Annotated in this window: 23 protein-coding genes; 18 read left to right on the top strand and 5 right to left on the bottom strand. The window is 58.3% G+C overall.

The genetic code is table 11. The features are described from left to right. Positions 1-5: 5 nt before the first annotated feature. Complete coding sequence (locus ACESMK_RS13270; RefSeq protein WP_372999502.1) at positions 6-1241, bottom strand: hypothetical protein; 1236 nt, start codon at positions 1239-1241, stop codon at positions 6-8. Positions 1242-1411: 170 nt separating this feature from the next. On the opposite strand from ACESMK_RS13270, the gene ACESMK_RS13275 reads away from it, so the two are divergent. The 15 genes from ACESMK_RS13275 to ACESMK_RS13345 all read left to right on the top strand — a co-directional run bounded on the left by ACESMK_RS13275 (position 1412) and on the right by ACESMK_RS13345 (position 16570). Then, positions 1412-4105: a hypothetical protein gene (locus ACESMK_RS13275; RefSeq protein ID WP_372999505.1), complete on the top strand. Its 2694-nt coding sequence runs from the start codon at positions 1412-1414 to the stop codon at positions 4103-4105. Between the two features lie 22 nt (positions 4106-4127). Then, positions 4128-4880 (top strand): SH3 domain-containing protein, encoded by a 753-nt coding sequence (locus ACESMK_RS13280; protein WP_372999508.1) that lies wholly within the window; start codon positions 4128-4130, stop codon positions 4878-4880. Continuing rightward, positions 4850-5494, top strand: a complete 645-nt coding sequence (locus ACESMK_RS13285; RefSeq protein ID WP_372999510.1) for an outer membrane beta-barrel domain-containing protein — start codon at positions 4850-4852, stop codon at positions 5492-5494. Before ACESMK_RS13280 ends, ACESMK_RS13285 begins: the two co-directional genes overlap by 31 nt. Before the next feature lie 17 nt (positions 5495-5511). Then, positions 5512-6009, top strand: coding sequence for a TlpA family protein disulfide reductase (locus tag ACESMK_RS13290; protein ID WP_372999513.1), 498 nt, complete (start codon positions 5512-5514; stop codon positions 6007-6009). Positions 6010-6027: 18 nt separating this feature from the next. After that, positions 6028-6264, top strand: coding sequence for a DUF4266 domain-containing protein (locus ACESMK_RS13295; RefSeq protein ID WP_372999516.1), 237 nt, complete (start codon positions 6028-6030; stop codon positions 6262-6264). Next, positions 6245-7411, top strand: a complete 1167-nt coding sequence (locus tag ACESMK_RS13300) for a DUF3570 domain-containing protein (RefSeq protein ID WP_372999519.1) — start codon at positions 6245-6247, stop codon at positions 7409-7411. The genes ACESMK_RS13295 and ACESMK_RS13300 overlap by 20 nt, the downstream gene beginning before the upstream one ends. A 19-nt stretch (positions 7412-7430) precedes the next feature. Beyond that, entirely contained in the window at positions 7431-7982 is a 552-nt protein-coding gene (locus tag ACESMK_RS13305) for an AraC family transcriptional regulator (RefSeq protein ID WP_372999522.1), read from the top strand. A 20-nt stretch (positions 7983-8002) separates the two neighbouring features. Continuing rightward, positions 8003-9937: a tetratricopeptide repeat protein gene (locus tag ACESMK_RS13310; RefSeq protein ID WP_372999525.1), complete on the top strand. Its 1935-nt coding sequence runs from the start codon at positions 8003-8005 to the stop codon at positions 9935-9937. Then, on the top strand, positions 9930-12815 hold the full coding sequence (locus ACESMK_RS13315; RefSeq protein WP_372999528.1) for a tetratricopeptide repeat protein: 2886 nt from the start codon (positions 9930-9932) through the stop codon (positions 12813-12815). The genes ACESMK_RS13310 and ACESMK_RS13315 overlap by 8 nt, the downstream gene beginning before the upstream one ends. After that, positions 12802-13374: a tetratricopeptide repeat protein gene (locus ACESMK_RS13320; RefSeq protein WP_372999531.1), complete on the top strand. Its 573-nt coding sequence runs from the start codon at positions 12802-12804 to the stop codon at positions 13372-13374. The genes ACESMK_RS13315 and ACESMK_RS13320 overlap by 14 nt, the downstream gene beginning before the upstream one ends. A 15-nt stretch (positions 13375-13389) precedes the next feature. Continuing rightward, entirely contained in the window at positions 13390-13695 is a 306-nt protein-coding gene (locus tag ACESMK_RS13325; RefSeq protein ID WP_372999534.1) for a hypothetical protein, read from the top strand. Positions 13696-13835: 140 nt separating this feature from the next. After that, positions 13836-14543, top strand: a complete 708-nt coding sequence (locus tag ACESMK_RS13330; protein WP_372999537.1) for a MotA/TolQ/ExbB proton channel family protein — start codon at positions 13836-13838, stop codon at positions 14541-14543. 25 nt (positions 14544-14568) lie between these two features. After that, complete coding sequence (locus ACESMK_RS13335; protein ID WP_372999540.1) at positions 14569-15081, top strand: ExbD/TolR family protein; 513 nt, start codon at positions 14569-14571, stop codon at positions 15079-15081. After that, positions 15078-15578 carry an ExbD/TolR family protein gene (locus ACESMK_RS13340; protein WP_372999543.1) on the top strand — a complete coding sequence of 167 codons (501 nt, stop codon included), beginning with the start codon at positions 15078-15080 and terminating at the stop codon, positions 15576-15578. The genes ACESMK_RS13335 and ACESMK_RS13340 overlap by 4 nt, the downstream gene beginning before the upstream one ends. Positions 15579-15583: 5 nt before the next feature. Continuing rightward, positions 15584-16570 carry an AgmX/PglI C-terminal domain-containing protein gene (locus ACESMK_RS13345; protein WP_372999546.1) on the top strand — a complete coding sequence of 329 codons (987 nt, stop codon included), beginning with the start codon at positions 15584-15586 and terminating at the stop codon, positions 16568-16570. A 21-nt stretch (positions 16571-16591) separates the two neighbouring features. Here the strand turns inward: ACESMK_RS13345 and ACESMK_RS13350 are convergent, their stop codons facing one another. The 4 genes from ACESMK_RS13350 to ACESMK_RS13365 form a co-directional block, all read right to left on the bottom strand. After that, positions 16592-17956: a sodium:solute symporter family transporter gene (locus tag ACESMK_RS13350; protein ID WP_372999549.1), complete on the bottom strand. Its 1365-nt coding sequence runs from the start codon at positions 17954-17956 to the stop codon at positions 16592-16594. A gap of 63 nt (positions 17957-18019) precedes the next feature. Further along, positions 18020-19744, bottom strand: a complete 1725-nt coding sequence (locus ACESMK_RS13355; RefSeq protein WP_372999552.1) for a diguanylate cyclase domain-containing protein — start codon at positions 19742-19744, stop codon at positions 18020-18022. Between the two features lie 70 nt (positions 19745-19814). After that, on the bottom strand, positions 19815-21617 hold the full coding sequence (locus ACESMK_RS13360; protein ID WP_372999555.1) for a PHA/PHB synthase family protein: 1803 nt from the start codon (positions 21615-21617) through the stop codon (positions 19815-19817). A gap of 9 nt (positions 21618-21626) precedes the next feature. Next, the gene (locus tag ACESMK_RS13365; protein ID WP_372999559.1) at positions 21627-21959 is read right to left on the bottom strand and encodes a phasin family protein; all 333 of its coding nucleotides are present in this window, start codon (positions 21957-21959) and stop codon (positions 21627-21629) included. A gap of 143 nt (positions 21960-22102) precedes the next feature. Here ACESMK_RS13365 and ACESMK_RS13370 point away from each other — a divergent pair, with 143 nt between their 5' ends. Genes ACESMK_RS13370 through ACESMK_RS13380 form a run of 3 tightly spaced genes read left to right on the top strand, consistent with a single transcriptional unit; the run spans position 22103 to position 25571 of the window. Next, a complete protein-coding gene (locus ACESMK_RS13370) occupies positions 22103-22423 on the top strand; it encodes a TraR/DksA family transcriptional regulator (RefSeq protein ID WP_372999562.1) in 321 nt (106 codons plus the stop codon). Between the two features lie 8 nt (positions 22424-22431). Continuing rightward, positions 22432-23169, top strand: coding sequence for an ABC transporter ATP-binding protein (locus ACESMK_RS13375; RefSeq protein ID WP_372999564.1), 738 nt, complete (start codon positions 22432-22434; stop codon positions 23167-23169). Between the two features lie 20 nt (positions 23170-23189). After that, entirely contained in the window at positions 23190-25571 is a 2382-nt protein-coding gene (locus ACESMK_RS13380) for an ABC transporter permease (protein WP_372999567.1), read from the top strand. Positions 25572-25596 lie beyond the last annotated feature (25 nt).

Here is a 25596-nt window from a genome sequence, read left to right on the forward strand (position 1 = left end):
GCGTCCTACTCCCCCATGCAATACACAGCGGACTCTGCAAATACCTGCTTCAGGTCGTAACCCTGGCTCGCGAAGCTGGTAACCATACTGCTTACCTGAGAGCGGTCTGCACTGTTCGAAGGCGGTCGCAGGCACACGTTCTCAAACACCTTTTTTACCTGGCACTGGGCGAATGCGTCTGAATAGGCGAACTCCCGGCCCAGGCTCTTTGCGCCGCTGCCCGAACCAGGCAAAGACGGATCCCAGCCCAGACGCCGGTTGGCACCTTGACGCCAGTAGTTATCCCAGCTGTCGTCCGGGGTGACATAGCCCTGTTCGAAGGTGGCAGCGTTAATGTGATACTTGGCCTGAACCCTGGAGCCAGTCTCGGGATCTGTCTCACCAATGGCGTTGTAGACCAGCCGGCCAAGCTCCCCATCAGGATCGGCATTCTGGTCGTATTCATAGTCGTAATAGGCGAACGCCTGGGTCATGGGATCCATGCCCGTATGGCAGCCTACACAGTTGTTCAGGAAAACCCGGCTGTCGCCGCCCGGACTGCGGGATACGTCCTGGCGAATCCGGTCTGTGGGAAGGCTCACATCTGCAACCTGCTCCAGGTCGCTGCACATATGGTTGATCAGCGTGAAGCGGAACATGGCGCGGTTGGTACCCGCGCTGAAGAAAGCCCTGGCTGAGGCACGGGAGGTGATTACCCCGGCAGTGGCGGAAGACGGAAGGCCGTTATGGGCGGACTGGGTTACCCGCACCAGATTGTCCTTGAGGCTGGCCCCGCTGTTCTCCAGGGACTCGTAGTGGTTGTTGTTGCTGACGGAGTAGGCTGGAAGGCTGAGCCCGGGGCCGCCCATGTACAGCACATCGTCATACAGAACTTTGCGGAAGTCCTCTCCGTCTCTTACCAGTCCGATCACCGTAGCGATGTAATCGTTGAGGGGCACGAACTTCGACATGGCCTCATTGGTCCAGGGAGCCGCGAAATTCTTCAGGGTGACGTCGTAGAAGGCAGGGTCGTCCAAGGCGGTGAACGCCGCGTCAATGGCGTTGCCCGAGGCAATGTCACTTTCCATGGCGTTGAGTACGTCGGCGGAAGGAGGCACGCCGGCAATCCGGTCGTGAATTCGTTGGGCCTGTTCCCTGGCTCCGGCCTGGGCGAAACCTGCCTGCCCAGATATCAGTGCAACGAGAACTGCGGTACTGCAAGCCTTGCTGATCAGGCTTCTGATCCTGTTCCGGCCGGTCATGTCCTTTCCCTCGATGATCGTTAGCATTCGCACATTAATGCTTTTTGACAATTGTTAAAAGTTTACGGCTTGCTATATCCTCCGTTTTGAGTCGTAGGCCACGTTATTACATTGCGTTACGTAAAAGCCTTGGAGCCTGCCCTCGGAACCGACTTAATTTATGTCATGGAATGTCAACCGGAACAGGGTCCGTTGAGTTGGAAATTAAGTCATCGAGTATAAACATCGTTCGCCTGGCTATAGCGCTCGGTTCGCTTGCGGCTCTGTCTGGCTGCCTTTCGAGCGGTGACAGCCAGCAGGCGGACCCGGTTGTGGTCGAGAATCCTGTCGCCTATGTCGAGCGACCGCTGCTGTTTGACGAGAATACCGGCGCCCTGGTTGAGGACAACCTGGCGGACCCCACGGCGTTCCGTCCCGGGGCCAGGCTCTTACTGAAAGCAAGCGCGACTGCTGATGCCGAGACCCGGGACATTGCCTCCCGGGCATTCGCAGGTCCGCAATTCCTGGATGACAATGGCCAGTTGCGGTACGACGTGAAAGATCTCCACGTTTCCCACGATGGTTCCAGATTGCTGTTCGCCATGCGCGCGCCGGAAATCGAGGATGCCGATGAGGAGGATCAGCCAACCTGGAATATCTGGGAATACGACGTCAGTACCGATGACCTGCGTCGGATCATTGTTTCAGATGTCACCGCTCGGGCCGGCCAGGACGTTGCGCCCGCCTATCTTCCGGATGGCAGAATCGTGTTTTCCTCCACGCGCCAGCGGATTTCCAAAGCTGTGTTGCTTGATGAAGGCAAACCCCAGTTCTCCGGCCTGGACGAGGAAGGTGACAGCCCTGCGTTTGTTCTGCATGTGATGGACGACGACGGCCAGAACATCGAGCAGATCACCTTCAACCAGAGCCACGACCTCGACCCCATGGTGGCGGATGACGGCACCATCGTGTTCAGCCGCTGGGATAATGCCGGTCAGACCCGCAACAACGGTGTAAATCTCTACCGCGTGAACCCGGACGGAACCGGACTGGGCTATCTCTACGGGCGTCATTCCCACAACTCCGTGCCTGAAGCAAACGACATCCAGTATCTGCAGCCTCGCAAGTCCGACAGTGGCAATCTGCTGGTCCAGTTAAGGCCCTTTGAGAGTGATGATTACGCGTCGGTACTGGCGGAGGTCGATGTTGAGCAGTTTGTCGAAGCCAACCTGCGCATCGACGGGTCCGAGGGCTCAGGGCAACGCTCGCTGGTGCCCGGTGTGGGCCTCGATGGCCAGTTGTCGCTGAAAGGCAGTTACGCATCGGTGTCGCCACTACTGGATGGGACCAACCGATACCTGGTCAGTTGGACACCCTGCCGGTTGCGGGAAACAGCCACTGACCGGATCGTCAACTGTGCGGAAGAGCGCCTGCAATCCGATGACTATCAGCCCGCGGAGCCGGTGTATGGGCTTTGGCTTCTGGATATAAGCAGCGAAACACAGCGCCCGGTCGTTCCCCCGGTGGAAGGCATCCAGTTCGATGAAGCGGTTCTGATGAAAGAGCGCCCTCTGGAGGCTTTCATTCCGGAATCCCAGTTCACGGGTGCCGAGGGTGCACTGGGCGATGCCGGTTACGGTGTTCTGCACATTCGCAGTGTGTACGACATAGATGGCGTGGATACCACACCCGCTGGCATAACGGTGATGGCTGATCCGCTGCAGACCCCGCTCGAGCAGCGTCCTGCCCGTTTCTTGCGCCTGGAAAAGCCCGTTGCCATCCCCGACGAGAACGTCCGGGATTTCGACAACAGCGCTTTTGGCCGCAGCCGCGCTCAGCTGATGCGGGAAATCCTGGGTTATGTGCCGATCGAGCCTGATGGTTCGGTAAAGGTGGCAGTGCCGGCTAATGTTGCGTTTGCCATCAGCATTCTCGATGAGCAGGGACAGCGCATGGAGGGGGTTTTGGGCAACCGGCACCAGAACTGGTTGACGGTGCGCCCCGGTGAGACCCTCGAGTGCTCAGGCTGCCATAACCCGAACAATCCGACACCCCACGGAAGACCAGATGCCGGCCCGGGACCTGCGTGGGGTGGGGCTGCAACCACGGGGCGTGAGTTTCCAAATACCGACCCGGCTCTGTTTGCGGATATGGGTGAAACCATGGCCGAGGTGTTCGCCCGCATCAACGAGATTCGCCGGCCTGCGCCGGATGTCATCTATGCCGATGAGTGGTCCGGTGATGCAGTGGATCCCAAGCCGGACAGTTTTTCCTATGCCTACGCCGATCTGCAGACTCCGCCGCCCGTATCCGGCGTCTGTGCGACTGACTGGGCCCCGAACTGCCGGATCGTGATCAATTACGAGCAGCATATTCATCCTCTCTGGGGTGTGGGTCGGGAGGTGCTGGACCCGGACACCATGGCCGTGGTGGATGATTACACCTGTACCGGTTGCCACAGCAACAGCGATGACGCGGGCATGGCGCAGCTGCCCGCGGGTCAGCTGGACCTGGGCGATGGTGCGTCACCGGACGAACCCCTGCACTTCAATGCCTATCGGGAATTGTTGTTTCCCGACAACGAACAGGAACTGGTGAACGGTGCCCTGGTCGACGTACTCGTGGATTCCGGAGACGTACTCAGGGACGAAGAGGGCAACCCCATACTGGATGCCGATGGAAACGAGCAACCTATTCTTGTGACGGTTCCAGTGCAGGCGTCAATGTCTGTAAATGGCGCCCGTGCCAGTAATTTCTTTGACGTATTCGCCGAGGGCGGCACTCACAGGGATTTCCTGACACCCGCCGAGCTTAGGCTTGTCGCAGAATGGCTGGATATTGGCGGCCAGTACTACAACAATCCGTTCGATGCCCCGGAAGACTGATCCAAGGACTGAAACTCTCGCCATGCCCATTGCCATCCTCATGTTTCTAATGTTTCTGCCGGCCCAGAGCTGGGGTGGCTGGCTTTGGGGTCAGGCGGACGAGGATGTCGCGCAAGTGCAGGTGACGGAGCCCTTCATTGCCTGGCGAACAGGGCCGGCAACCGGCTACCCGGTTTTTCATACCAGCGAGAAAGGGGAGTGGCTGACCATCCTGCAGCGAAAGACCAGTTGGATCAAAGTCACGGATTCCCGGGGCCGGGCAGGCTGGATCGCTGTTGCCGATATCGCTCAAACCGTGGATGCCACGGGTAACCCGGTGGATCTTCAGGTGCCCGATTTCGAGTCGTTCGGAAACCGGCGGGTCGAAGCAGGGCTGATGATGGGTGAGTTTGATGGTGCCGCTGTCACCGCCGGCTATGGCGGCTTCTGGATGACCCGGAACCTGTCCGCCGAACTCTGGGCGTCACAGATTCTCGGCAGCGCGTCGGAAATTCGGATGGTCAATGCCAATCTGGTGCATCAGCCATTCCCGCACTGGCGTGTATCACCCTTTTTTACCCTCGGGGTCGGGCATATCTGGGTTGATCCCAAGGCCACTCTGGCCCAGCCCGAGGAGCGGGATAACAGTATTGGCCATGCTGGCCTTGGCATCCGGGCCTACATCACCGATCGATATTTCATCCGTGCCGAAGTGAAGGACTACAAAGTGTTCACTACCCGGACCACCAACGAAGAAGCGACAGAATGGAAAATCGGACTAAGCATCTTTTTCTGACACCGCTGTGCCTGGGGGCAGGGCTTTGCCTTGCCACGGTTGGCCATGCCCAGGATGATCGGCCGCTGATCGAGCCCGATGTTACCCCGACACCGGTCACCGAGGCATTGATCGATACCGAGAATTTTGAAATTGCGGCGTTTGTTGGCGTGCTCAATATCGAGGACTTCGAGTCGTCGCTCCTGTATGGCGGCAAGCTTACCTATCACCTCAGCGAGTCCTTCTTTTTCGAGGCCGGTGTCGGCTTTGCGGAGGGAGGTGAGACCAGCTTCGAGAAGCTGGCCGGCAACGTGGAGGTGCTGACCGACAGTGAGCGGGACTACAGCTATTACAACATTAATCTGGGTTACAACGTGCTCCCCGGGGAAGCGTTTCTCACCGAGAACTATGCGTTTAACACCAATTTCTATTTGATTGCGGGGGCGGGAGCCACCGATTTTGCCGGCGATACCCGGTTTACCCTGAATGCCGGGGCGGGTTATCAGGTGTTGTTGACGGACAGTGTCTCTGTGCACCTTGGTGTCCGGCAGCATTACTACCGAATTGATGTTCTGGGGGCCGAGAAAACCTCCATGAATACCGAGGTCAGTACCGGCCTGTCTGTCTTTTTCTGAACACAGGAGTCATGGCTATGAGCGCAACCATAAAATCACTTGCAGTGGCGGGAATCCTGGCCTGCACAAGCCCCCTCGCCGGTGCCGAAGCCATCAATGTGCCGGCACCGGACTTCACCCTGGAAAGCCGGTCTGGTGAGAACCTGAGGCTGGAAGACCATCGCGGGGAAGTGGTGATGCTGAATTTCTGGGCTTCCTGGTGTGGGCCCTGCCGGCAGGAAATGCCGCTGATGGATGAGCTCTACAGCCAGTACAAGGACCTGGGCTTCACGATTCTGGCGGTCAATGTCGATGAGAATCGGGAAGAGGCGCACCGTTTCCTCGACAAGGTGCCGGTGAACTATCCGATCCTCTACGATCCGGAAAGCTCGGTCAGTGAGCTGTACGAAGTGCAGGCCATGCCAACGACCGTGATGATCGATCGCGATGGTAACGCCCGTTATCTCCACTACGGATATCAGCCGGGTTACGAAGACGATTACGAACAGCAGATTCGCGAATTGGTGCGCGAGTAATTTTCGGACGGAACGGTTATGCGTATTTTGTCGATCTTTGCGGTTTCTGCCTTGCTGATCAGTCTGGCCACTGTCTCTGGCTGCAGCTCAGTGAAGCCATGGGTCAAACCCTATGAGCGGGACAAGTTGGCGGATCCGGTTATGAGTCTCAGCCGGCATGGCAAGGCCGACTCCTACATGCACCATGTCTATCAGGCCAGGGAATCGGCGCGCGGTGCAGAGGGGGGCTCGGGAGGTGGCTGTGGCTGTAACTGAACGAGGTTGCCCCCGGCTGACATGGCTGGTTCTGCCAGCATTACTGGTCGTGGCCGGCCAACTCTCTGCGGCTACGCTTCCGGTAGATAATGTTGACGTTCTTTACCATCGGTATGATGGGGGCGGAATGGTCATCGATGGACCCTCAGTCCTGGTTCGTAAGAGTGCGGGGTCACAGGTATCCGTATCTGGCCAGTACTATGTGGATTCAGTCTCGGCGGCATCGGTGGATGTTCTTGCTACAGCCAGCCCTTACCAGGAGGAGCGAACGGAGTACACCTTCGGCGTGGATTACCTTCATGAAGATTCCATCCTGAGCCTCGGCTTTACCAACAGTTCCGAAAACGATTACGAAGCCAACACCGTCTATTTTTCCGTGAGCCAGGAATTCTTCGGCGGAATGTCCACGGTAACCATGGGCTATGCCAGTGGCTGGGACGAAGTTGGCCGTGTCGGTAATGATTCCTTCAGTGAAGACGCCGACCGCCGGAACTATCAGTTGGGTTTGAGCCAGGTTGTCACCCGCAACAGTCTGGTCGGTCTGGACCTGGAAGTGGTCACGGATGAGGGTTTCCTCCAGAACCCCTACCGGCAGAATCGCTACATCGACCCCAATGATTCCACGGCGTTTCTTTACCAGCCAGAGCGGTATCCGGAGACGCGTACCAGTACCTCCGTCGCGTTCCGTGCCCTGTACTATCTGCCTTATCGGGCCTCAATCCGGGGTGAATACCGCTATTTCTCGGATACCTGGGGTATCGACGCCCACACCATCGAACTGGGGTACGTGCATGGGCTGAACGAGCACTGGACCCTCGAGGGCTCCATACGCTATTACAGCCAGAGCGAGGCCGATTTTTACAGTGATCTGTTCCCGTTCGAGAACTCCCAGACTCACCTTGCCAGAGACAAAGAGCTCAGCTCGCTTTCCGGGACGACCCTGGCGGCTGGTGCGGTCTACGAGTGGAAGCAGACTTCTCTTCCGGGGATTGATCGCCTGCAGTTCAGTCTCCTGCTCGATTGGTTAAATTTCGATTACGACAATTTCCGGGATGTCACCGTAGCCGGAGACTTCCTCCCTGGCGAGGAACCCCTCTATTCGTTCGATGCCCTGGTAACGCGGGCTTCGTTGATTCTTGAATACTGAGACGGCAGGAAGAACCACCATGGCCACTTACTTGATAAACCGATGTCCTGCGCTTCTGGCGGCACTGTTTGTTGCTTTTACGGCGCCGGTATTTGCCCAATCCGATAGCGGCACGGAGAGTGATGGGGCAGCCGTTGCGGAACGGGTTGAAGACCTGAAAAAGAAAGTCATCCGACTCAACCGGGACCTGTTTATCCTCGAAGAAGACCTGCTGTTCCCGGCCAACACCCAGGTTGCCGTCTTTCTCAGTGTCGATACCGGCAAGTTCCTCAAACTGGACGCGGTAAAGCTGAAGGTCGACGACGAGATCGTTGCCTCTCACCTCTATACGGAACGCCAGGTGACCGCCCTTGAGCGCGGCGGCATGCAGCGGCTCTACGTTGGAAACCTGAAAACCGGGAACCACCAGATCACGGCATTCGTTGAAGGAATCGGGCCGGATGAACGGCCCTACAAGCAGGCCGCGTCACTGGAATTTGAAAAGGGCACCGGTACAGCGGCTCTGGAAATCCGTGTTGAGGATCGCTCTTCCAACTACCAGCCCTCCGTATCCATTGTGGAGTGGGAGTAAGCCGCGTCGTGGGATTGAAGGTGAGCAAGCCGTTTCGAGGTCGCCCGGTACTTTTCACGGGTGCTCTGCTATGGCTGATGATGAGTGCTCCGGCCCAGGCCGAGGAGGCGCAACCCGAACGGGCGAAGGACCTTCGGTACGGGTGGGCGCTCTATGAATACCACCAGGGGAACGCCTTCGAGGCTCTGACCCAGCTGGCGGTGGCCCGTGAACAGGGCGGTATCGAGGGACATGGCGACCACCCGGCGCTGGTAGAGGGCGGGCTCATGCTGTCCTGGGGCATGACCCGTGAGGCGAGCCGACTGTTCACGCAGCTTCTGAGGGAAGACGGCGAAGGCAGCACACTGTCGCCTGACGTTCGCAATCAGGCCTGGTTCTATCTGGGCAAAGTCTTCTACCTGGAAGGTGAGCCCACGCTGGCCACCGAGAATCTGGCGCGTGTCGATGGCGACATACTGGCCGACGCCAATCATGACCTGTTTCGTGAATGGATCTACCTGCGTGCCCGGTTGGCCAGGATGTCCGTCCAATCCGGTAACAAAGCCGAGCTTGCGACTCTGGAAGGACAGTTGGAGGAAGGCGATATCTGGTCCCTCTACCTTCAGTATAATTCGGCGGTTTCCGCACTGGATGACGGCGACGCCGCCTCTGCAGAGGCGGCGTTGAGTGACCTGGTTGCCACCGTTGAACAGACCGGCAATTCCGCTGAGTCAGATGCAGAGCGCCGGGGCCTGCTTGACAGGGCGCGACTGACACTTGCACGGCTGCTCCTCCGGGATAACCGTTTTGACGATGCCCTGGAGGTTCTGGGTGCAATGCCGCTGGATGGGGTTTTTTCCGATCAGGCACTCTTTGACTACGCCGTGGCGGCTGCGGGCCAGGGCCGGCACGAACGGGCTCTCGACGCCCTTGAATCCCTGTCGGGCAGGGAATTGTTTCTGCCCTGGCGGCAACAGGTACCCTTTGCCCGAGCTTACGTTCTGGAGCAAATGGGGGAGCCGGAACGCGCGTTACCCGCCTTTGAACAGGCTGCCAACCACTATGAGACCCGGATCGGGGAACTCAGTGGTGTACGGAACCGGCTCAGTGAAGAAAGCCTGATGGCGCAGCTCAGTTTCCTTCGTGACGGCGACGGGGTGCTCACGGATTCCTATGGTCGGCTCCGTGTTGAACCGGTGGACTTTGGCCTGGCGGAAGTGCTGGCGACGGAGGCCTTCCAGCAGGCTCTGAGCGAACTGAACGAGCTATATCGGATGCAGTCCTTCATTGCCGAGAGACAGTCCCGGTTCGAATCGTTTCGCACCATGCTGGAGACCCGGGAACAGCAGCGGCAGATCCGCATCAGCCAAACCCGGCGGGCGCTTGAGGATCAGCAAGCCGATCAGTGGCGACAGTTACACCAGGGATTCCGTGAGTCGGTATCCGCCGCGCTGTCGGAAGACGATGCCGAGTTCTTCATGACCACCGAGCAGAAGGCTCTGAGGGCCAAGCTTGATGGAGTTGAGAAAACGCTGGCCGGGTTGCCGGACGATGAAACCACCGCCAGCCAGCGTGAGACCTATCGGAGGATGCGGGCCTACTTTGACTGGTGGATTGCCGATGACTTTGGCGTGAACCGTTGGGCAACACAAAGGCAGTTGCGGGATCTGGATCGCGAGATGGAGCGCTTGCAGGCGCAGCGACTTCGCGTTGAAGCCCTGATGGCGGAAGATACCCGCCACCTGGATCTGGCTCATCGTATCGCCACCAGTGAACGGGAACTTGCGGCCCTGGGAGAGGAGGTATCCGAGGCATTGGACAGCGCTCGACAAATTCTCCTGAACCAGGTGGATCGGATGCTTTCCGCCCAGCAGGAAGAACTCAAAGGTTATCTGGTGGCTTCCCGCCATGCCCAGGCGAGGCTGGCAGACCAGCTTTTCCGCGCCTCAACCAGCGCAGGGGTCGGCGATGAATAAGCCGATGCTTTTAACCACGGTTAAGGGGGTGGCCATTGCCGGGGCATTCGTTCTTGCCAGTGGCTGCCAGATGCTGCAGTCCATGTTGCCCTCGGGAAATGAAGAGATGCCCGAGGTCAGGGAGGGCACCCTGGCGGCATTGCCGGCAATTGAGGCACGGCCGCGAAACGATGGAAGCCTGGATGAATCCGGATCGGACGGTGGTGTCTCCATTGAGGGCGTGATGGCAAGCTACCAGGCGCTCTTGCCCCTCGTAGACGATCCCCGGAAGCAGGTTACGATTCGCCACCGTCTGGCCGACCTGGAGTTTCAGCGGGCAGAACGAAAAATGGCCGATGACGCTGTGGATGAGCTTTCCGGAGCCATTAATGCCTATCAACGCCTTCTGTCGGAGTACCCGGATCGCGATGGCAATGACCAGATCTACTATCAGCTCGCCAGGGCGTGGGAATTGCGTGGAGCAACACCAAGACAACTGGAGGCCCTGAATACCCTGGTCCGGCGTTACCCGAATTCGGAATACTGGATAGAAGCTCAGTTCCGTCGGGCTGACCTGTTGTTCATTGATGGCCGCTACCGGGATGCGGAGGAGGCTTTCGACGAGGTCACCCTGGCCAGCCAGGAGCGTAAGGCCGACCCGACGTTTCTGGTGAACGCCCACTACATGAAAGGCTGGAGTCTGTTCAAGCAGGCGCAATATCAGGAGGCCCTGTTCAGCTATATCGAAGTGCTGGATCTGGTCATGCCTGAGGGCCAACCGGTGGCGGATGTTGATCAGCGGAACCAGACCCTGATCGAAGATCTGTTCCGGGTGGTGGGTTTGTCCCTGTCCTACCTTGATGGCGCTGACACCCTGCAGGCACTGTTTCGTCAGACTGGCGGGCGTCCCTACGAGATCCTGGTGTACGACCGGTACAGTGAGCTGCTTCTGGAGCGGGAGCAGTACAGTGATGCCATTGAGGTATTCGAAGCCTACATAGAAGACCACCCGGCAAGTCCCTGGGCGCCGAGGTATCATATTCGGATTCTCGAAACCCTTGAGCTTGCCGGGTTCATCCGTACCATCCCGGCGCGTAAGGCCGAGTTTGTCCGGCTTTACGGTATCTACGGTGATTACTGGCGGTCGGCCAGCCCGGATGCAATTGGCTTTATCGAGCAACAGCTTGAACAGCTGCTGCCGGAGTTGGCGGACCGCCACTACCTGTTGGCAGGAGAAGCGACTGATGAGCAACAGGCTGTGGATCATTACGGTAAAGCTGCCAGTTACTACGCTGAATTCGCCGCAACCTTCCCGGATCATCCCCGCACGCCAGAGCGTCTGTTCCTGTTGGGTGAAACTTTTGTGGAGCTCAAGGACTGGCCTTCGGCTATCGCCGCTTTTGAGCGGGTTGCCTATGACTACCCCGAAGACATATTGCCCGAGCGGGCTCCGGAGGCGGGTTATGCCTCGGTGCTGGCATTCCGCGAATACGCCAGAACCTCGCCACGGGAACCGGTATCGAAGCGAATGGCCTACCAGGAACTTCAGCAGCTGAACCGACTGCGCTTTGCAAATGCCTTCCCCGGGGACCCCCGGGCACCGGCGGTGTACTACATTGCGTTGCAAAGGGAATTTGATCTGCAAAACTGGGAAGAGACCGCAGCCATGGCGGCCCGCCTTGTCACCTGGGAGCCATCACCACCGGCCGATCTGACCACCGAAGCCCTGTTGTTATCCGGCCACGGCTTGTCTGAGCTGGCCCGTTATGGCGAGGCAGAACAGGCCTATCGTGAGGCCCTGGCGGCTATGAGCGAAAACGATGAGCGCAGGGGCGGCGTTCGTGAAAACCTGGCGGCCACGGTTTATCGGCAGGCCGAGCAGTTGGCAGAAGCCGGCAATGTGGAGGATGCTGTCAGTGAGTTTCTGAGGGTTGGCACGGCCGTTCCTGAATCGATGTTGCGGGCGAATGCCGAATACGACGCGGCTTCCCTGTTGATTACCGCCGAACTCTGGGATAAGGCTATCAACGTGCTGACGGGCTTCCGGCGTGCTTTCCCGGAGCACGAACTGATTGATACGGTTCCTGCGAAACTGGCCCTGGCCTACCGCGAGACTGAACAATGGGAACGAGCTGCCGATGAACTCCAGCGAATGGTGGCGCTGGCCAAGACGCCGGAAGAGCGACGTGAAAACCTGTTGATAGCGGCCGAACTCTACGATCAGGCCGGGAACCGGGCGAAGGCCATCGACACCTGGCGCACTTACGCTAATACGCACCCGGAGCCGGCGGATGTCTACATGGAAGCGGCATACCGGTTGGCTGAGCTTTACCAGGACGACGGTGATTCGGAACGGCGGGATTACTGGCTGCGCAAGCAGATGGAAACCGTTGACCGGAACCCGGAAGCGGCTGACGACCGCATGCGTTATCTGGCTGCGTCAGCTTCTGCAAGTCTTGCCCGTGATGCCCTCGCAAGATACGACAACATTCGTCTGACGCTGCCGTTGAACGAGAGCATGGCGGCGAAGACCGACGCACTCGAAAAGGCGGTGACGGCCTATCAGAAAACCGCCGGCTATGGCTTGTCTTCGTTTGCCACCGAGGCGGGTTACCAGATTGCCCATATCTATGGGCGGCTGGGCGCTGATCTGATGGAATCCGAACGGCCTACTGGATTGAGTGAGCTGGAGCTGGCCCAGTATGAGCTTCTGCTTGAAGAGCAGGCCTATCCCTTCGAGGACAACGCCATTGATATCCATGAGCAGAATATCCGGCGGGCGCGAGAGGGAATTTTTGATGAATGGGTCAAACGGAGTTACGAGGCCTTGAAGGTTCTGCTGCCGGGTCGTTACCGGAAGGAAGAAGTGACTGCAGGAGTTGTCAATGAGCTGGACTAGGGCTTACGGGATTTGTCTTCTGGCCATGTTCTTGATGTCGGGGTGTGTGACGGCCCCGTCATCCCCCGAGTCTGAGGACCAGGCGGCAGAACAGGCAGTGCTGGAAGCGTCATTCAGCGAGGCTGTTCAGGCCATGATAGAGGGGGACCTTGGTGAGGCGCGGGCCCGTTTCGAGCGATTGGCCGGTGAGTACCCTGAAAAGGCCGGGCCTATGGCGAATCTGGGCATCATTGCTTTCCGGGAAGGGGAAACCGAAACCGCCAGGCAATGGTTTGAGCGGGTTCTGGTTGTGAACCCGCAGCATGTACAGGCGTTGAATCATCTGGGTGTGATCGCGCGAAATGCCGGAGAGTTCGAGGATGCCGAGCAGTATTACCGGGCTGCGCTCGCCGCCGATCAGGACTATGCACCGGCGATCCTTAATCTGGCGTTCCTTCTGGATATCTACCTGGGCGAACCCGCTGGCGCTGTAGAACTCTATGAGCGCTATCAAGCCGTTGCCAGTGAGCCTCACCCGAGGCTCGAAGACTGGATCTTCGATGCGAAAAACAGAATCTGATGTGGAAGATGTGATATGAAACGTTCCGCGTTGATACTCCTGCTGGCGTCAACCTTCCTCGCCGGACATCCCGCGTTGCAGGCCCAGGAATCGTCAGGTGTTGTCACCATTGAGGGCACCCGTATCCGGGGCGATCAGGAGGTGCCGACGGTCATGTACCTGGTGCCCTGGCAGCCACCGGCGGTGGAAGAATTGCGGGCACCGGAGGAACGTCTGATGGTTGATCGGGGTGCCAGACCACTGGAGCGTTATGAATTCCAGCGGTTCATCCAGTACCACGAAGCATTCATGGAGCAGACGCAACCGTCAAACGGGGAGTAGAAATGAGACCTTCCTCACATTTGTGGTGTGCCCCCGCGCAAGATTAAACAAACCCTCACACAGACTTTCGCGAACTTACCCTCCTGAGGATGGGTCGCGCTTAGACTAATCTGAAAACCGGACCATGGAGTGCCCAGAAAATGATCGATACCGCCGTTCGCTTCTTTCAGGAAGGTGGCTTTTTTATGTTTCCGATTGCCGTTGTGCTGATTATCGGACTCATTGTTGCCATTGAACGTTACGTTTATCTCTCCGCCCAGAAACTGACCAACCGTCGGGACTTCAATCGTCTGCATCAGATGATTGCCAAGCGCGATCTGAAGGGCGCCCTCAACTACACCCAGGAATCCGGCAGTGCCATGTCAACCATGATTGGCTTTGGCCTTCAGCGCCTCGCCCGTCGCCAGGGTCGTGAGGAGATCGAATACGCCATGGAAGAGGGGCTTCTTGATGTGATGCCCCGGCTGGAAAAACGTACCCAGTACCTGGCAACGCTGGCCAACATCGCCACCCTGCTGGGTCTGCTCGGTACCATCATCGGTCTGATTGCTGCCTTTACGGCCGTGGCGGCCGCGGATCCGGCCCAGAAAGCGAGCCTGTTGTCCCAGAGTATTTCGGTTGCGATGAACACCACGGCATTCGGCCTTATGTCCGCCATTCCCATGTTGCTGATCCACTCGCTGCTGCAAACCAAGACCAATGAAATCGTCGACAGTTTCGAGATGGCCGGCATCAAGGTGCTTAACCTGCTCAGTGACGGTTCCGGCAACAAAGCCGCTGCTCAACCACAGGCCCAGAATGCCGCTGCGTCGGCACAGGTAGCGACTCCGGCCGGTAGCCCGGCCTGATAACCAGCCAGAAGGATGTCAGGCCATGAGACGGAAGCATCGTCGCCTTCAGAGTGAGGCCGATCTCGACATCACGCCCTTCATGAATCTCATGATCGTGCTGGTGCCGGTACTGCTGTTGAACATGGTGTTTGCTCACACCAGCGTTCTGGAACTGAACTTCCCGACCGGTGAGAATCTGTCGGCAGAGCAGGCTGAGGAGCTGCAGATACAGGTCGTCATCTATGAGGATCAGCTCGTGGTTGCCGATAATCAGGGCGGCGTCATCAAGGATATCCCCCGGCGGGAAGGCGAGTACGACTTTGCGCTGCTCAAGGACGTCATGAAGGAAATCAAGAGTCGGGTGCCGGACAAGAAGGATGTGATCATCATGCCATCCCGTGACACGTCTTATCAGTCTCTGGTTTCCGTCATGGATACGGTTCGGTCCTACGAAGCTGTGGTTGCAGGCAGCGTTGTGGAAGCCGAGCTGTTCCCCGAGATTTCGCTCGGTGATGCGCCGGTTCCGGCCACAGGATCCCCAGAGGTGAGGTCATGAAGGAATCCGCCAAGGCCCGCCGCCTCAAGCGCCATTACCGGCGTAACAAGAGTCAGGGGAAGATGAACCTGGTATCCCTGATGGATATCTTTACCATCCTCGTGTTCTTTCTGATGGTTAATTCGTCGTCCGACGTGCAGGTACTTAACCAGAACAACACCATCAAGTTGCCGGATTCCACGGCTGTGCAACCTCCCGGTGATGTTCTGGCGCTGACCGTGACCGACCGGGATATTCTGGTGAACGGTCGACTGGTAGTGAAACGCGACGCCTTCCAGACCTTCGATGGGCAGGTCGAGCCTTCCCTGAAGCAGGAGCTGGACTACCAGTCCAGCCGTACATCAGCACCGGCACCCGAGACTGGTCGCCCCATTACCATCCTCGCGGACCGGGAATTGCCTTACGAGCTGCTCAAGAAAATCATGTCCACCTGTGTGGACGCCGGTTATGCCAGCATTTCCCTGGCGGTTAATCAGCGTACGGAACAGGGGGCCTGACCATTATGGATTACCGGTACGGATTGCCCTGGAATCAGGAGCGCGGCGAAAGAAAACGGCTGCTGGCTGCAGCCGTTGTCGTTGTGCCACTGTTCCTGGCGTTTGCAGGTTACGTCAGCTGGATAGAGCTGCCAGAGCGGGACAGGCAGGAACAGGAGGCCTTGCCGCCCCAGCTGGCCAAACTGATTATTGAGAAAAAAGAGCCGCCAAAACCCGTGTTGCCCGAGCCGCCGAAACCTGAGGAGAAACCGGTCGAGCAGGCGAAGCCTGAACCCGAACCGGAGCCCCTCCAGGAACCGGTGGTTGCGGAACCGGAGCCGGAACCAAAGGTGGCGGAAAAACCAGAGCCAAAGCCGGAACCCAAGCCCGAGGAGGTCGCCAAGGCGCGGGAAAAGGCAAAGAATACCGGTATTCTGGCAATGGGGAACGAACTTAAAAAGCTCAGCTCGCTAGCGGAGTCGGTCAAGCTGGATGGCCCGGTTGCCAATACAGCTGAGCCTATTGCTCGCAAAACCGGTGATACGCTGGCCTCCCGCGCTACTGCGAGTGCCAAGAGCAGCGGCGTAAACGATGAGGCTCTGAATCGAGAGGCCCGTCAGGTCGCCCTTGCCGAACGCCAGCGAGCGGAAGTTGCTGAGGCGGAGAGAGTTGCCGCAGCCAAAGAGCAAGCCCGAAAGGCGCAGCAGGAAACCGCCGCCCGAACCCGGAGCAAGGAAGAGTTGCGTCGTACCATGGATGCCAACAAATCCGCAATCTACAGCATCTACAACCGGGAGCTGCGACGGAAGCCTTCGCTTCAGGGAAGTATCACGCCGGAGCTGGTCATTGAGCCGAACGGGGCAGTGTCCAGCTGTTCGGTGGTCGAGTCCACGCTTAATGAGCCGTCGTTGGAAAGCAAGATCTGCAACCGCCTGAGGCTGGTGGATTTCGGAGCCCGACCCGGGGTAGATCAGACGAAAATCCGCTACCCCATTGAGCTGCTGTCCAGCTAAAAAGCCGGACAGCAGGTTCTCCTAGCGTTTCGGAGCCGTAACAGCGAGCACCAGACTGACCAGGCCGGAGCCCGCCAGAGCGCCAACAAACGGCATCAGCGTCGGAATGCTGCCGGGGAAGCTGGCGGCTTCCAGGCCTGCCATCAGGCTGCCTCCGGACACCCAGCCCGGGAGAATGGCGCCAATAAGGCCTGCCAGGCAGCCCAGAATCGCGGCCCGCGTGGTCATCTTTTTCCAGAGTCCCATCAACACCGGCAACACCGCCGTCGCGCACAACAGGTCTGCGATCAGGAAAAGCCGCAGTACCGAAATCCCCTGGAGCGCCACCAGAACCACGGGAATCATCAGCAGTACCGTGAACCATCGGGCACTGACAATCGACAGTCCCTTTTTCTCGGTTACCGCCAGGGATGCCAGGGCATTCTGCAGAGTATCCACCGACGAGGCGACCAGGGTGATCGCCAGAATAAGGGCTGGCAAGGCCAGCCAGGCGGGGGCATCTGCAAGTAATGCAAAAAAAGGAATGGGCGGGTTTCCAAGGTTTGCGCCACTCATGGCTGCCAGTATGCCAAGACCGCCTACCACGGCGACCACGGCGATGGTGACCACGCCGCCGAGCAACGCGCCGCGGCTCAGGGCATCGGTGTCCCGGGCGGACCACAACCGTTGCCAGTATCCCTGGTGGAAAAGGTTCGCTGCGGTTACCGCGATCACCAGGGTTAGCGCCACGCTCAGTGCTGCAGAGGATGGGATATCCGGCAGCGCCGCCGGAGCAGCGTCCGGAAGTTTGCCGATTGCCACGAAACTGACAATGGCAAGCAGGACGATCAGCAGCAAGGCCTGCCACTGATCCGTCACAATGCTGGCACGCAGACCACCGATTGCGGTGTAGATCAATGTGGTCACTGCCACGCCTATAACCACGATGCCACCATCAATCCCGGAAAGCAGCGAGGTAATGGCGCCGATGGCGGTGAGCTCGGCGGTCAGGAAACAGAGCATGTAAAGCACTGAGATCATTGAGACGTAGCGTCGAACACCATTGCCATAACAGGCGTTGGCAAATTCACCGATGCTGCGCCCCTCTGGCAGGAAGCGGCGGATGGCGGGGCCACAGAAAGCGAACACGATAAACGGCAGCGCGGCCCCCAGGGCATAGCCGGCCAGTGCCAGGGGGCCAACCAGCGCGCCTACCTCTGGCGGGGCAAACAGAATCCAGCCGCCCATGCCGGAGGCGAGGAAAGAAAGCCCGAGGGCTCTGGCTCCCTGACTGTTCCGTGCCGTTACGTAGTCATCCAGGCCGCCATCAGCGAGACGGGCCCTGAGACCGAGCCAGGCAAACAGGATCATGGCGGCCGCAATTGCCGCAAGGGTAGTGTAAAACATCAGGAGGGTCTCCGCCGGTTATCCAGCGGGCCATAGTGCCACAACGGCGGTTCCCGGGCGAGATCAGGCGCCCTCAGCAACAGCGGGGCTGAATAATCTGAACAGGTTCCGTCCGTCCTGCTTGGCTCGGTACATGGCAATGTCCGCACCTTGCAGTAACTCTGAGGCGGTAGTGCCGTCCCGGGGATAGAGGCTGATGCCAATACTGGAGCCTACGGTCAGGGATTCACCATTGATGCGGTAAGGTTGCTGATTTGCGGCAATCAACCGTTCGGCGACCTGATAGGCATCCTCGATGTGTTCCAGATCTGGTAGCAAGACGATGAACTCGTCGCCACCCAGACGGGCGAGGGTATCGTCTTCACGCAGACAGCTCTGGACACGGCTCGTGAACTGAAGCAGTAATTCATCGCCGGCGGCGTGGCCAAGCCTGTCGTTCACTGCCTTGAAGTGGTCCAGATCCATGAACATGACCGCCAACAGGGAGGAGCGTCGATGGGCATGCCGAATGGCGTGCTCCAGGCGATCTTCCAGAAGACGGCGGTTAGGGATGCCGGTCAGTGCGTCGTAGTAGGCCAGTTGGCGGATCTGTTCCTCGTTTTTCCGGTTCTGGGTGATGTCGGTGAACAGGCCAGCGTAGTGGGTGGTTCTACCCTCGTTGTCGGTAATGGCAGTGATTGTCAGCAGCTCAAGGTAGAGTTCCCCGGTTTTACGGCGGTTCCAGATCTCACCCCGCCAATAGCCATGGGTGACCAGGGAGTTCCACATCCGCTGGTAGAACTCGCTGTCGTGCCGCCCGGAAGAGAGGATCTGCGGCGTTTTGCCGACGACTTCCTCCTGGCTATACCCGGTAAGGTGAGTGAAGGCCGGATTAACGAACTCAATATTCACTTTCTTGTCCGTCACCATGATCCCCTCGAAGGATGACTCAATCACCCGCTCTGCCAGTTGCAGGGTCTGGCGGGACTGGGCAAGGGCCCGATCCCTTTGTTCAAGGGCTTCACGCAAATCGTCCAGGTACATCTGTTCGGCACCGGCGAGCATGTCATTGTAGCCAATCAGTCCGGTAACCTGATCCTGGTTATTGGTGACGGCCAGATGGCGAATACGGTGGTTGATTAACATGTCTCTGGCATGAATCAGCGGGTCCGACTCACTGACCGTCAAAAGCGGTCGGGTTGCCAGGTCAGAAGCCAGCACGTTGCCGGTATTGCGGGCAATCAGGCGGACAATATCCCGCTCCGTGAGGATGCCCAGCCCATCGTTATGACAATCTACAACCACCGCATCTGCCTGATGACGGTGCATGATCGCCGCTACTTCAGAGAGTGTGACCCTACCATCGGTGATCACGGGGGGATGGGGAATGGCCGTGCTCACTTCCCGCAGTCGCAGGTAGGGCTCCAGGCCCTGATTCAGTGCGAGATCGGTCTGTGAGAGAATGCCAACCGGTTTGCCGGAATCATCAACAATCAGAAAATGGCGTTTACCGGTTTCCCGAAAACGCAGGGCCGCTTCACCGGCGTCCATATCGCAGGAAAGCGTCAGAACCGGTGAGCTCATCACCGAACTGACCGGTCGCTCAAAGCTGTCCGGATTGGAAAAATCGACGGCCAAGGCATCCCGTTCTGTCCAGATTCCAATCACTTCATCGTCTTCCGCGATCAGAATGGAGCTGACCGAGTTCTCGGCCATCCGGGCAGCGGCATCCGCAATTGAGGTCCTCGGCGGGCAGCGCAGCAAAAGGCCGCTGTGCATTATGCGGGATATCGGTAGCGGCCGCCCCATGGACCCTCCTGTTCTTGGTCTTGTTGTGGGTTGGGCGTCTTTTTCGGGCGCCAGGTACGACCCCATCATTCTAGCATTTTGCGGCATCTGCCGCCTTCACCCGCACGTAACTTCCGGGTGCATTCTCAAGGGCGGGTAGTTTTCCCTCGCCAGGGGTGCGGGCAGGCACGTCGCCGTCCGAAAAGCGGGCAATCCACTCAAGCCAGTAGGGCCACCAGGAGCCTGGATGATGTTCCGATTCGGCGAACCAGGCGTCTGCATCCGGTACCAGTGTGTCATTGGTCCAGAAACCGTACTTCTCTTTATACGGCGGGTTAATCACGCCAGCGATATGACCGGAACCGGAGAGCACAAAGCGGACATCACCGCCGTGGGCCAACGCGCCTTTGTAAGTGGTTTTCCATTTGGCGATATGATCCTGTCGTGCAGACAGGAAAAAAGAGGGCACGTCGATTTCGGACAGATTGATGGACTCACCGAGCAGGCTCAGGGAGTCGGGCTGAACCAGCCGGTTATTCAGGTACATCTGGCGCAGGTAGTAACTGTGCATCCGGGCTGGCAGGTTGGTGCCATCGGTGTTCCAGTAAAGCAGGTCAAAAGCCGCCGGCTTCTGGCCTTTCAGGTAGTTATTGGTCCAGAACGACCAGAACAGCTCGTTTTCCCGAAGCAGATTGAAGGTAAACGCCATGGCGCGGCCATCCAGATAGCCCTTGCGCTCAAGCATTCTCTCAATACCCCGGATGGAATGATCATTGATGAATACGCCGATGCCTCCCGGATCCGAGAAATCCAGCAGGGTGGTCAGATAGGTGGCGCTGGCTACAGGATTCCGGCCTTTTTTCTTCAACCAGGCCAGGGTCGAGCCCAGCAGGGTGCCACCGATGCAATAACCGATCACGTTCATCTGTTCTTCGCCGGTGGCCTCGGTAACCGCCTCCATGGCGGCCAGTGGACCCAGCTCCATGTAGTCTTCCCAGCCTTTGTCCCGAAGAGCGGGGCCGGGATTGCGCCACGAAATGATGAACACGGTCTGCCCCTGGTTCACCAGCCACTGAATGAAAGAGTTTCTGGCGGTCAGGTCCAGGATGTAATACTTGTTGATCCAGGGCGGAACAATCAGCAAGGGGCGTTTGCTGACGGTTTCAGTTGTTGGTGAGTACTGGATCAATTGCATCAGCTCGTTCTGATACACCACCTTGCCCGGCGTGGTCGCCAGGTTTCGGCCCACCTCGAAGGCGGAGCGATCGGTCATGCCGACGTTAAACAGCGAAGGATTCTGGCGCAGGTCTTCGATGAGCTGGCGACCACCGTCCACCAGATTCATGCCCTTTCGTTCCCAGGTAATCCGGAGCACTTCCGGATTCGTCGCCGGGAAATTAGAGGGTGACAGCGCGCTGGTTAGTTGCCGGGCGTAGAACAGCATCTGGTCCCGGCCGGCCGGGGGCATGCCTTCCATGCCGGCTACCCAGTTGAGGAATGTTCGGGAATTGATCAGATAGGCCTGATGCAACACGTCAAAAGACAGGTGCTTGTGCCAGTCTTCGGCCTGGAAACGCCGGTCGTCGGGCTCTGGTTCGACAACGGGCTTCTTATCCTTGCCCACGAGCCGGGCGAGGGTGTAATACCCCAGCGCGGCATGCTTGCGGGCCAGATCCAGCTCCGCACCGGCGAACCGGAGCGGGTGCAGTAGCAGATCCTCTGCCATTGTCCGGTAGGCATCGGACATTTCCGTCATCGTGGAGAGGGTTGCGTCATCCAGGACGCCCGCATCTCCCAGTAATTTCTCCAGTTGTTGCTGTCCCTGACGGACGTTGGTTTCGAATCCGTTGACGAGCTGACCAACCGCTTTTCCGAGCGTATCCAGACCGAACATGGTTATCCCTTATTTGGCGGCTTTCGGGCCAGGTTTGGCCGTCTCTTCCGGTGCCTTTTCGAACACCTTCTGAATCTGTTCCCGGCTTTCATTGAAGTAGTCCTGCCAGGCTTTCCAGTCTGCGCTGAACTGCTCGCTCAGAGATTTCAGGGTTTCGGCCTGATCGCCGGTAAGGCTTTTCAGGCTCTCCAGATCACGGACTTCAGACACCTTTTTAGCCTGCTCCATAGTGACATCGGCATAACGACGGAAGGCGTTCATCTGCATTTCAGCAGCTTTACCGAACTGCTCGACGAGGGTCTCGTTCAGGCGGGTCGCTTTCTCGAAAAGTTCATTGTTCATGGCTACAACTCCTTTGCATACAGGTTTAGTGGAGTTCTATTCTGCCTGACCCAGCATGACGCAATTTTGACAAGCATCAATCCCGGGTTCAGCTTATGCTTTACTGTATGAATATGTTTTCCCGGCAAGCCAGGAGGCGCCATATGACTGACCGGAAATCCGAACTGGAAACACTGAAGGCAGACCTGACCGCCAGGCTTTCCCGGTACGAAGCGCATCAACACCGGGAGGGTGGTGCTCTGGACAAGGACTTTGAGGAGCAAGCCACACAAACCCAGAATGACGAGGTGGTGGACTCGCTTGAAACGGAAACCCGTGTCGAACTCGCGCAGATTGAACATGCCCTGGCGCGAATTGACAACGGTGTTGGCGACGACTGTGAGTCCTGTGGCGAGGCCATCGACCCCCGACGTCTGCAGGTGCTGCCGTATACCACAGTTTGCGTGGACTGTGCCGAAGACTGACTGACACCATGGTATCAGAGGCAGAGCCTGGGAAAGGGGCCGGGACTCCGGTATTTCAGACCCGGGGCCTGACAAAAACCTATGACCAGGGTGAGGTTCAGGTTCATGCGCTTCGCGGGGTCGACCTGGATCTCTATGGCGGAGAGCTGGTCGTCATGCTGGGCGCTTCCGGTTCCGGTAAATCCACTCTGCTGAACATCCTGGGCGGGCTGGATGTGCCAAGCTCTGGTGAGGTCCGATATCGGGATATTGATCTCAGCTCTGCCGGAGATCGCGAACTCACTCGTTATCGCCGCGAGCACGTTGGCTTCGTGTTCCAGTTCTATAACCTGATTCCGAGCCTGACCGCGCGGGAGAACGTTGCGGCGGTTACCGAAATAGCGTCCAACCCCATGTCGCCCGAACAAGCCCTGGAGCTGGTTGGGTTGAAGTCCCGTATCGACCATTTTCCGGCGCAGCTTTCCGGTGGCGAACAACAGCGGGTTGCCATCGCCCGGGCGATCGCCAAGCGTCCTGACGTATTGCTTTGCGACGAGCCAACGGGCGCCCTGGATTCCGCTACGGGTGTTCTGGTCCTGGAAGCTCTGGAAAAGGCCAACCGGGAAACCGGAACGACGACCGTTATCATCACTCACAATGCCTCCATCGCGGGCATGGGTGATCGCGTGATTACGCTCTCTGACGGCAATATCAGTGGGGAAAGACGCAACGATCAACGCCAGGATCCCCGAACATTGTCCTGGTAAGGGGCGGAGAAGAGCGCACAATGGCCACCAAAGCTCTGAATACGGTTCTGAACGTGAAGTTGTATCGGGAGCTTTGGCAGATGCGGGGTCAGGCATTGGCCATAGCACTGGTGATTGCCGGGGGCGTGGCTGTTTGTGTCATGTCCCTGGTGAACTATTCGTCTCTGCTTGCAACCAGGGCCCAGTATTACGATCAGCACCAGTTCGCCGATGTATTTGCGCCTGTTAAACGGGCTCCGGTCCATAGCCTGCAGGAAATTGCCTCGCTACCGGGCATTGCCAGATATGAAGGCCGGGTAGAGGGTGCTGCGAAATTGCAGATGCCCGGGTTCGCCGACCCCGTGTCGGCACGTCTGGTATCGATTCCCCATGAAGGCCAGCCTGATATCAACCGTCTGTTTATCCGCCAGGGTCGGCTTCCGGGAGTGGGGCGCAGCCACGAAGTCGCGGTCATCGGAAGTTTTGCGGAAGCGCATGGGTTGTCACTGGGGGACCGGTTCCAGGCCATCATTAACGGTCGGCGACAGACGCTTGTGCTGACCGGCATCGTGGAATCGCCGGAGTTCATATACGTCATCCCGCCCGGGGGCATGTTGCCGGATTACCTGCGCTACGGTGTGCTCTGGATGAACAGGGAAGCCCTGGAATCGGCCATGGACATGCGTGGGGCTTTCAACAGCCTCGTGGTGACGCTGAGACCAAGCTATTCCGTTGCCACTGTGGTTGATGCCCTTGATCGGATTTTGGCCCGCTATGGCGCCACCGGAGCCTATGCCCGGGAAGATCAGTTTTCACATCGGTTCCTCAGTGATGAACTGAACCAGCTGAAAACCATGGCCACGGTGTTTCCTCTTATTTTCATGAGCGTGGCCATGTTTCTGCTGAATGTGGTGATCGGCCGGCTGATCAGCACGCAGCGGGATATCGTGGCCGTGCTCAAGGCCTTTGGCTACAGCAACCGACAGATTGCCTGGCATTACAGCAAACTGGTCATTGTGATTGCGGCTATCGGCTTGATGATCGGTCTTGCCCTGGGGCTCTGGCTAGGACGGGCGCTGGGGGAACTGTACATGGATTTTTACCGCTTCCCGGGTCTGTTGTTCCGTATCGATCCCCTCTGGCTGGCGCTTCTGGCGGCATTGACCATCACAGTCGCCTGGCTCGGTGCCTGGAGAGCCATCCGGCAGGCCTCCTCCCTGCCGCCCGCCGAAGCCATGCGGCCTGAAGGACCCGCCAGATACCAGGTTACCCTGGCGGAAAAACGGTTGTCGGGTATCCGCTTCTCCCAACCGTCGCGAATGATCGTGCGCCAACTTACCCGCCGCCCAACCCGGTCTCTGTTATCCATGGGGGGCATAGCCATGGCGACCGCCATCGTGATGGTTGGCAACTTTCAGTTCGATTCGGTATCGCTGATGGTGCACACGCAATTTGCCCGGGTTCAGCAACAGGACCTGGCCGTATCCTTCATTGAACCGGTCAACAGGGCGGCTCTCTACGGTCTACAGCGGCAGCCCGGGATCCGTTATGCCGAAGGTCGTCGCACGGTGTCGGCCCGTTTGATCTCTGGTCATCGGGAGTGGCGCACTGCAGTGACCGGCATACCAGCTGACGCGCGGCTGCAATTTGTTGTAGACCGCGAGTTGCAAAGCGTTTCGTTGCCGGCGCAAGGCCTGCTGCTAACGGACTATCTGGCCGGTCAGCTCGGCGTCGGCGCCGGCGATAGGGTCCGTCTGGAATTGCTCGAGGGCGATCGTCGAACGGTGACGGTTCAGGTAGCGGGCATTACCAGTGAGTTCCTCGGGGTAGGCGCCTATATGAATCTGGATGCGCTGAACCGGGTCCTCGGTGACGGCCCCCTGATCAATCAGGCCCTGGTCAATCTGGATCCTGAACAGTCTACGGACGTCTACAACAGCCTTCGCGACACACCCGGGGTGTCGGGAATAAGCATTCGTCAGGCCATGCTGGACAGTTTTTATGACACCTTGGCCAGGACCTTCCTGACGTTTACCTTCTTTAACAGCCTGATGGGCGGCATTATTGCCTTTGGAGTTGTCTATAACACCATTCGCATTTCTCTGGCCGAGAAAGGCCGGGAACTGGCTAGCCTCAGGGTGCTCGGGTACACCCATAACGAAGTTGCGCATATATTGTTGGGGGAGGTGGCGCTGTTACTCCTGCTCGGTGTCCCGTTTGGCTGGCTGATCGGCCAGGGTCTTGCGCTACTCATTGTCACTGCCATGCAAACCGAGCTCTACCGGGTACCCCTGACCATAACCAGCCAGACCCTGGGCATGTCCGCATTGGTTGTTGTGGTGTCAGCAATCGCTTCCGGCGTGATTGCCTGGTGGCGCCTAAAGGCGCTGGATCTGGTGGCTGTGCTGAAAACACGGGAATAGGTGAACCAGTAAACAGGGAGAAAAT

Source organism: Marinobacter sp., assembly GCF_041687235.1.
GTDB lineage: Bacteria > Pseudomonadota > Gammaproteobacteria > Pseudomonadales > Oleiphilaceae > Marinobacter.

Excerpts from the sequence above, each read along its gene's own strand:
- ACESMK_RS13270 (WP_372999502.1), bottom strand. The coding sequence starts at position 1,241 with ATGACCGGCCGGAACAGGATCAGAAGCCTGATCAGCAAGGCTTGCAGT.
- ACESMK_RS13275 (WP_372999505.1), top strand. The coding sequence starts at position 1,412 with ATGTCAACCGGAACAGGGTCCGTTGAGTTGGAAATTAAGTCATCGAGT.
- ACESMK_RS13280 (WP_372999508.1), top strand. The coding sequence starts at position 4,128 with ATGCCCATTGCCATCCTCATGTTTCTAATGTTTCTGCCGGCCCAGAGC.
- ACESMK_RS13285 (WP_372999510.1), top strand. The coding sequence starts at position 4,850 with ATGGAAAATCGGACTAAGCATCTTTTTCTGACACCGCTGTGCCTGGGG.
- ACESMK_RS13290 (WP_372999513.1), top strand. The coding sequence starts at position 5,512 with ATGAGCGCAACCATAAAATCACTTGCAGTGGCGGGAATCCTGGCCTGC.
- ACESMK_RS13295 (WP_372999516.1), top strand. The coding sequence starts at position 6,028 with ATGCGTATTTTGTCGATCTTTGCGGTTTCTGCCTTGCTGATCAGTCTG.
- ACESMK_RS13305 (WP_372999522.1), top strand. The coding sequence starts at position 7,431 with ATGGCCACTTACTTGATAAACCGATGTCCTGCGCTTCTGGCGGCACTG.
- ACESMK_RS13315 (WP_372999528.1), top strand. The coding sequence starts at position 9,930 with ATGAATAAGCCGATGCTTTTAACCACGGTTAAGGGGGTGGCCATTGCC.
- ACESMK_RS13320 (WP_372999531.1), top strand. The coding sequence starts at position 12,802 with ATGAGCTGGACTAGGGCTTACGGGATTTGTCTTCTGGCCATGTTCTTG.
- ACESMK_RS13325 (WP_372999534.1), top strand. The coding sequence starts at position 13,390 with ATGAAACGTTCCGCGTTGATACTCCTGCTGGCGTCAACCTTCCTCGCC.
- ACESMK_RS13330 (WP_372999537.1), top strand. The coding sequence starts at position 13,836 with ATGATCGATACCGCCGTTCGCTTCTTTCAGGAAGGTGGCTTTTTTATG.
- ACESMK_RS13335 (WP_372999540.1), top strand. The coding sequence starts at position 14,569 with ATGAGACGGAAGCATCGTCGCCTTCAGAGTGAGGCCGATCTCGACATC.
- ACESMK_RS13340 (WP_372999543.1), top strand. The coding sequence starts at position 15,078 with ATGAAGGAATCCGCCAAGGCCCGCCGCCTCAAGCGCCATTACCGGCGT.
- ACESMK_RS13345 (WP_372999546.1), top strand. The coding sequence starts at position 15,584 with ATGGATTACCGGTACGGATTGCCCTGGAATCAGGAGCGCGGCGAAAGA.
- ACESMK_RS13350 (WP_372999549.1), bottom strand. The coding sequence starts at position 17,956 with ATGTTTTACACTACCCTTGCGGCAATTGCGGCCGCCATGATCCTGTTT.
- ACESMK_RS13355 (WP_372999552.1), bottom strand. The coding sequence starts at position 19,744 with ATGGGGCGGCCGCTACCGATATCCCGCATAATGCACAGCGGCCTTTTG.
- ACESMK_RS13360 (WP_372999555.1), bottom strand. The coding sequence starts at position 21,617 with ATGTTCGGTCTGGATACGCTCGGAAAAGCGGTTGGTCAGCTCGTCAAC.
- ACESMK_RS13365 (WP_372999559.1), bottom strand. The coding sequence starts at position 21,959 with ATGAACAATGAACTTTTCGAGAAAGCGACCCGCCTGAACGAGACCCTC.
- ACESMK_RS13370 (WP_372999562.1), top strand. The coding sequence starts at position 22,103 with ATGACTGACCGGAAATCCGAACTGGAAACACTGAAGGCAGACCTGACC.
- ACESMK_RS13375 (WP_372999564.1), top strand. The coding sequence starts at position 22,432 with ATGGTATCAGAGGCAGAGCCTGGGAAAGGGGCCGGGACTCCGGTATTT.
- ACESMK_RS13380 (WP_372999567.1), top strand. The coding sequence starts at position 23,190 with ATGGCCACCAAAGCTCTGAATACGGTTCTGAACGTGAAGTTGTATCGG.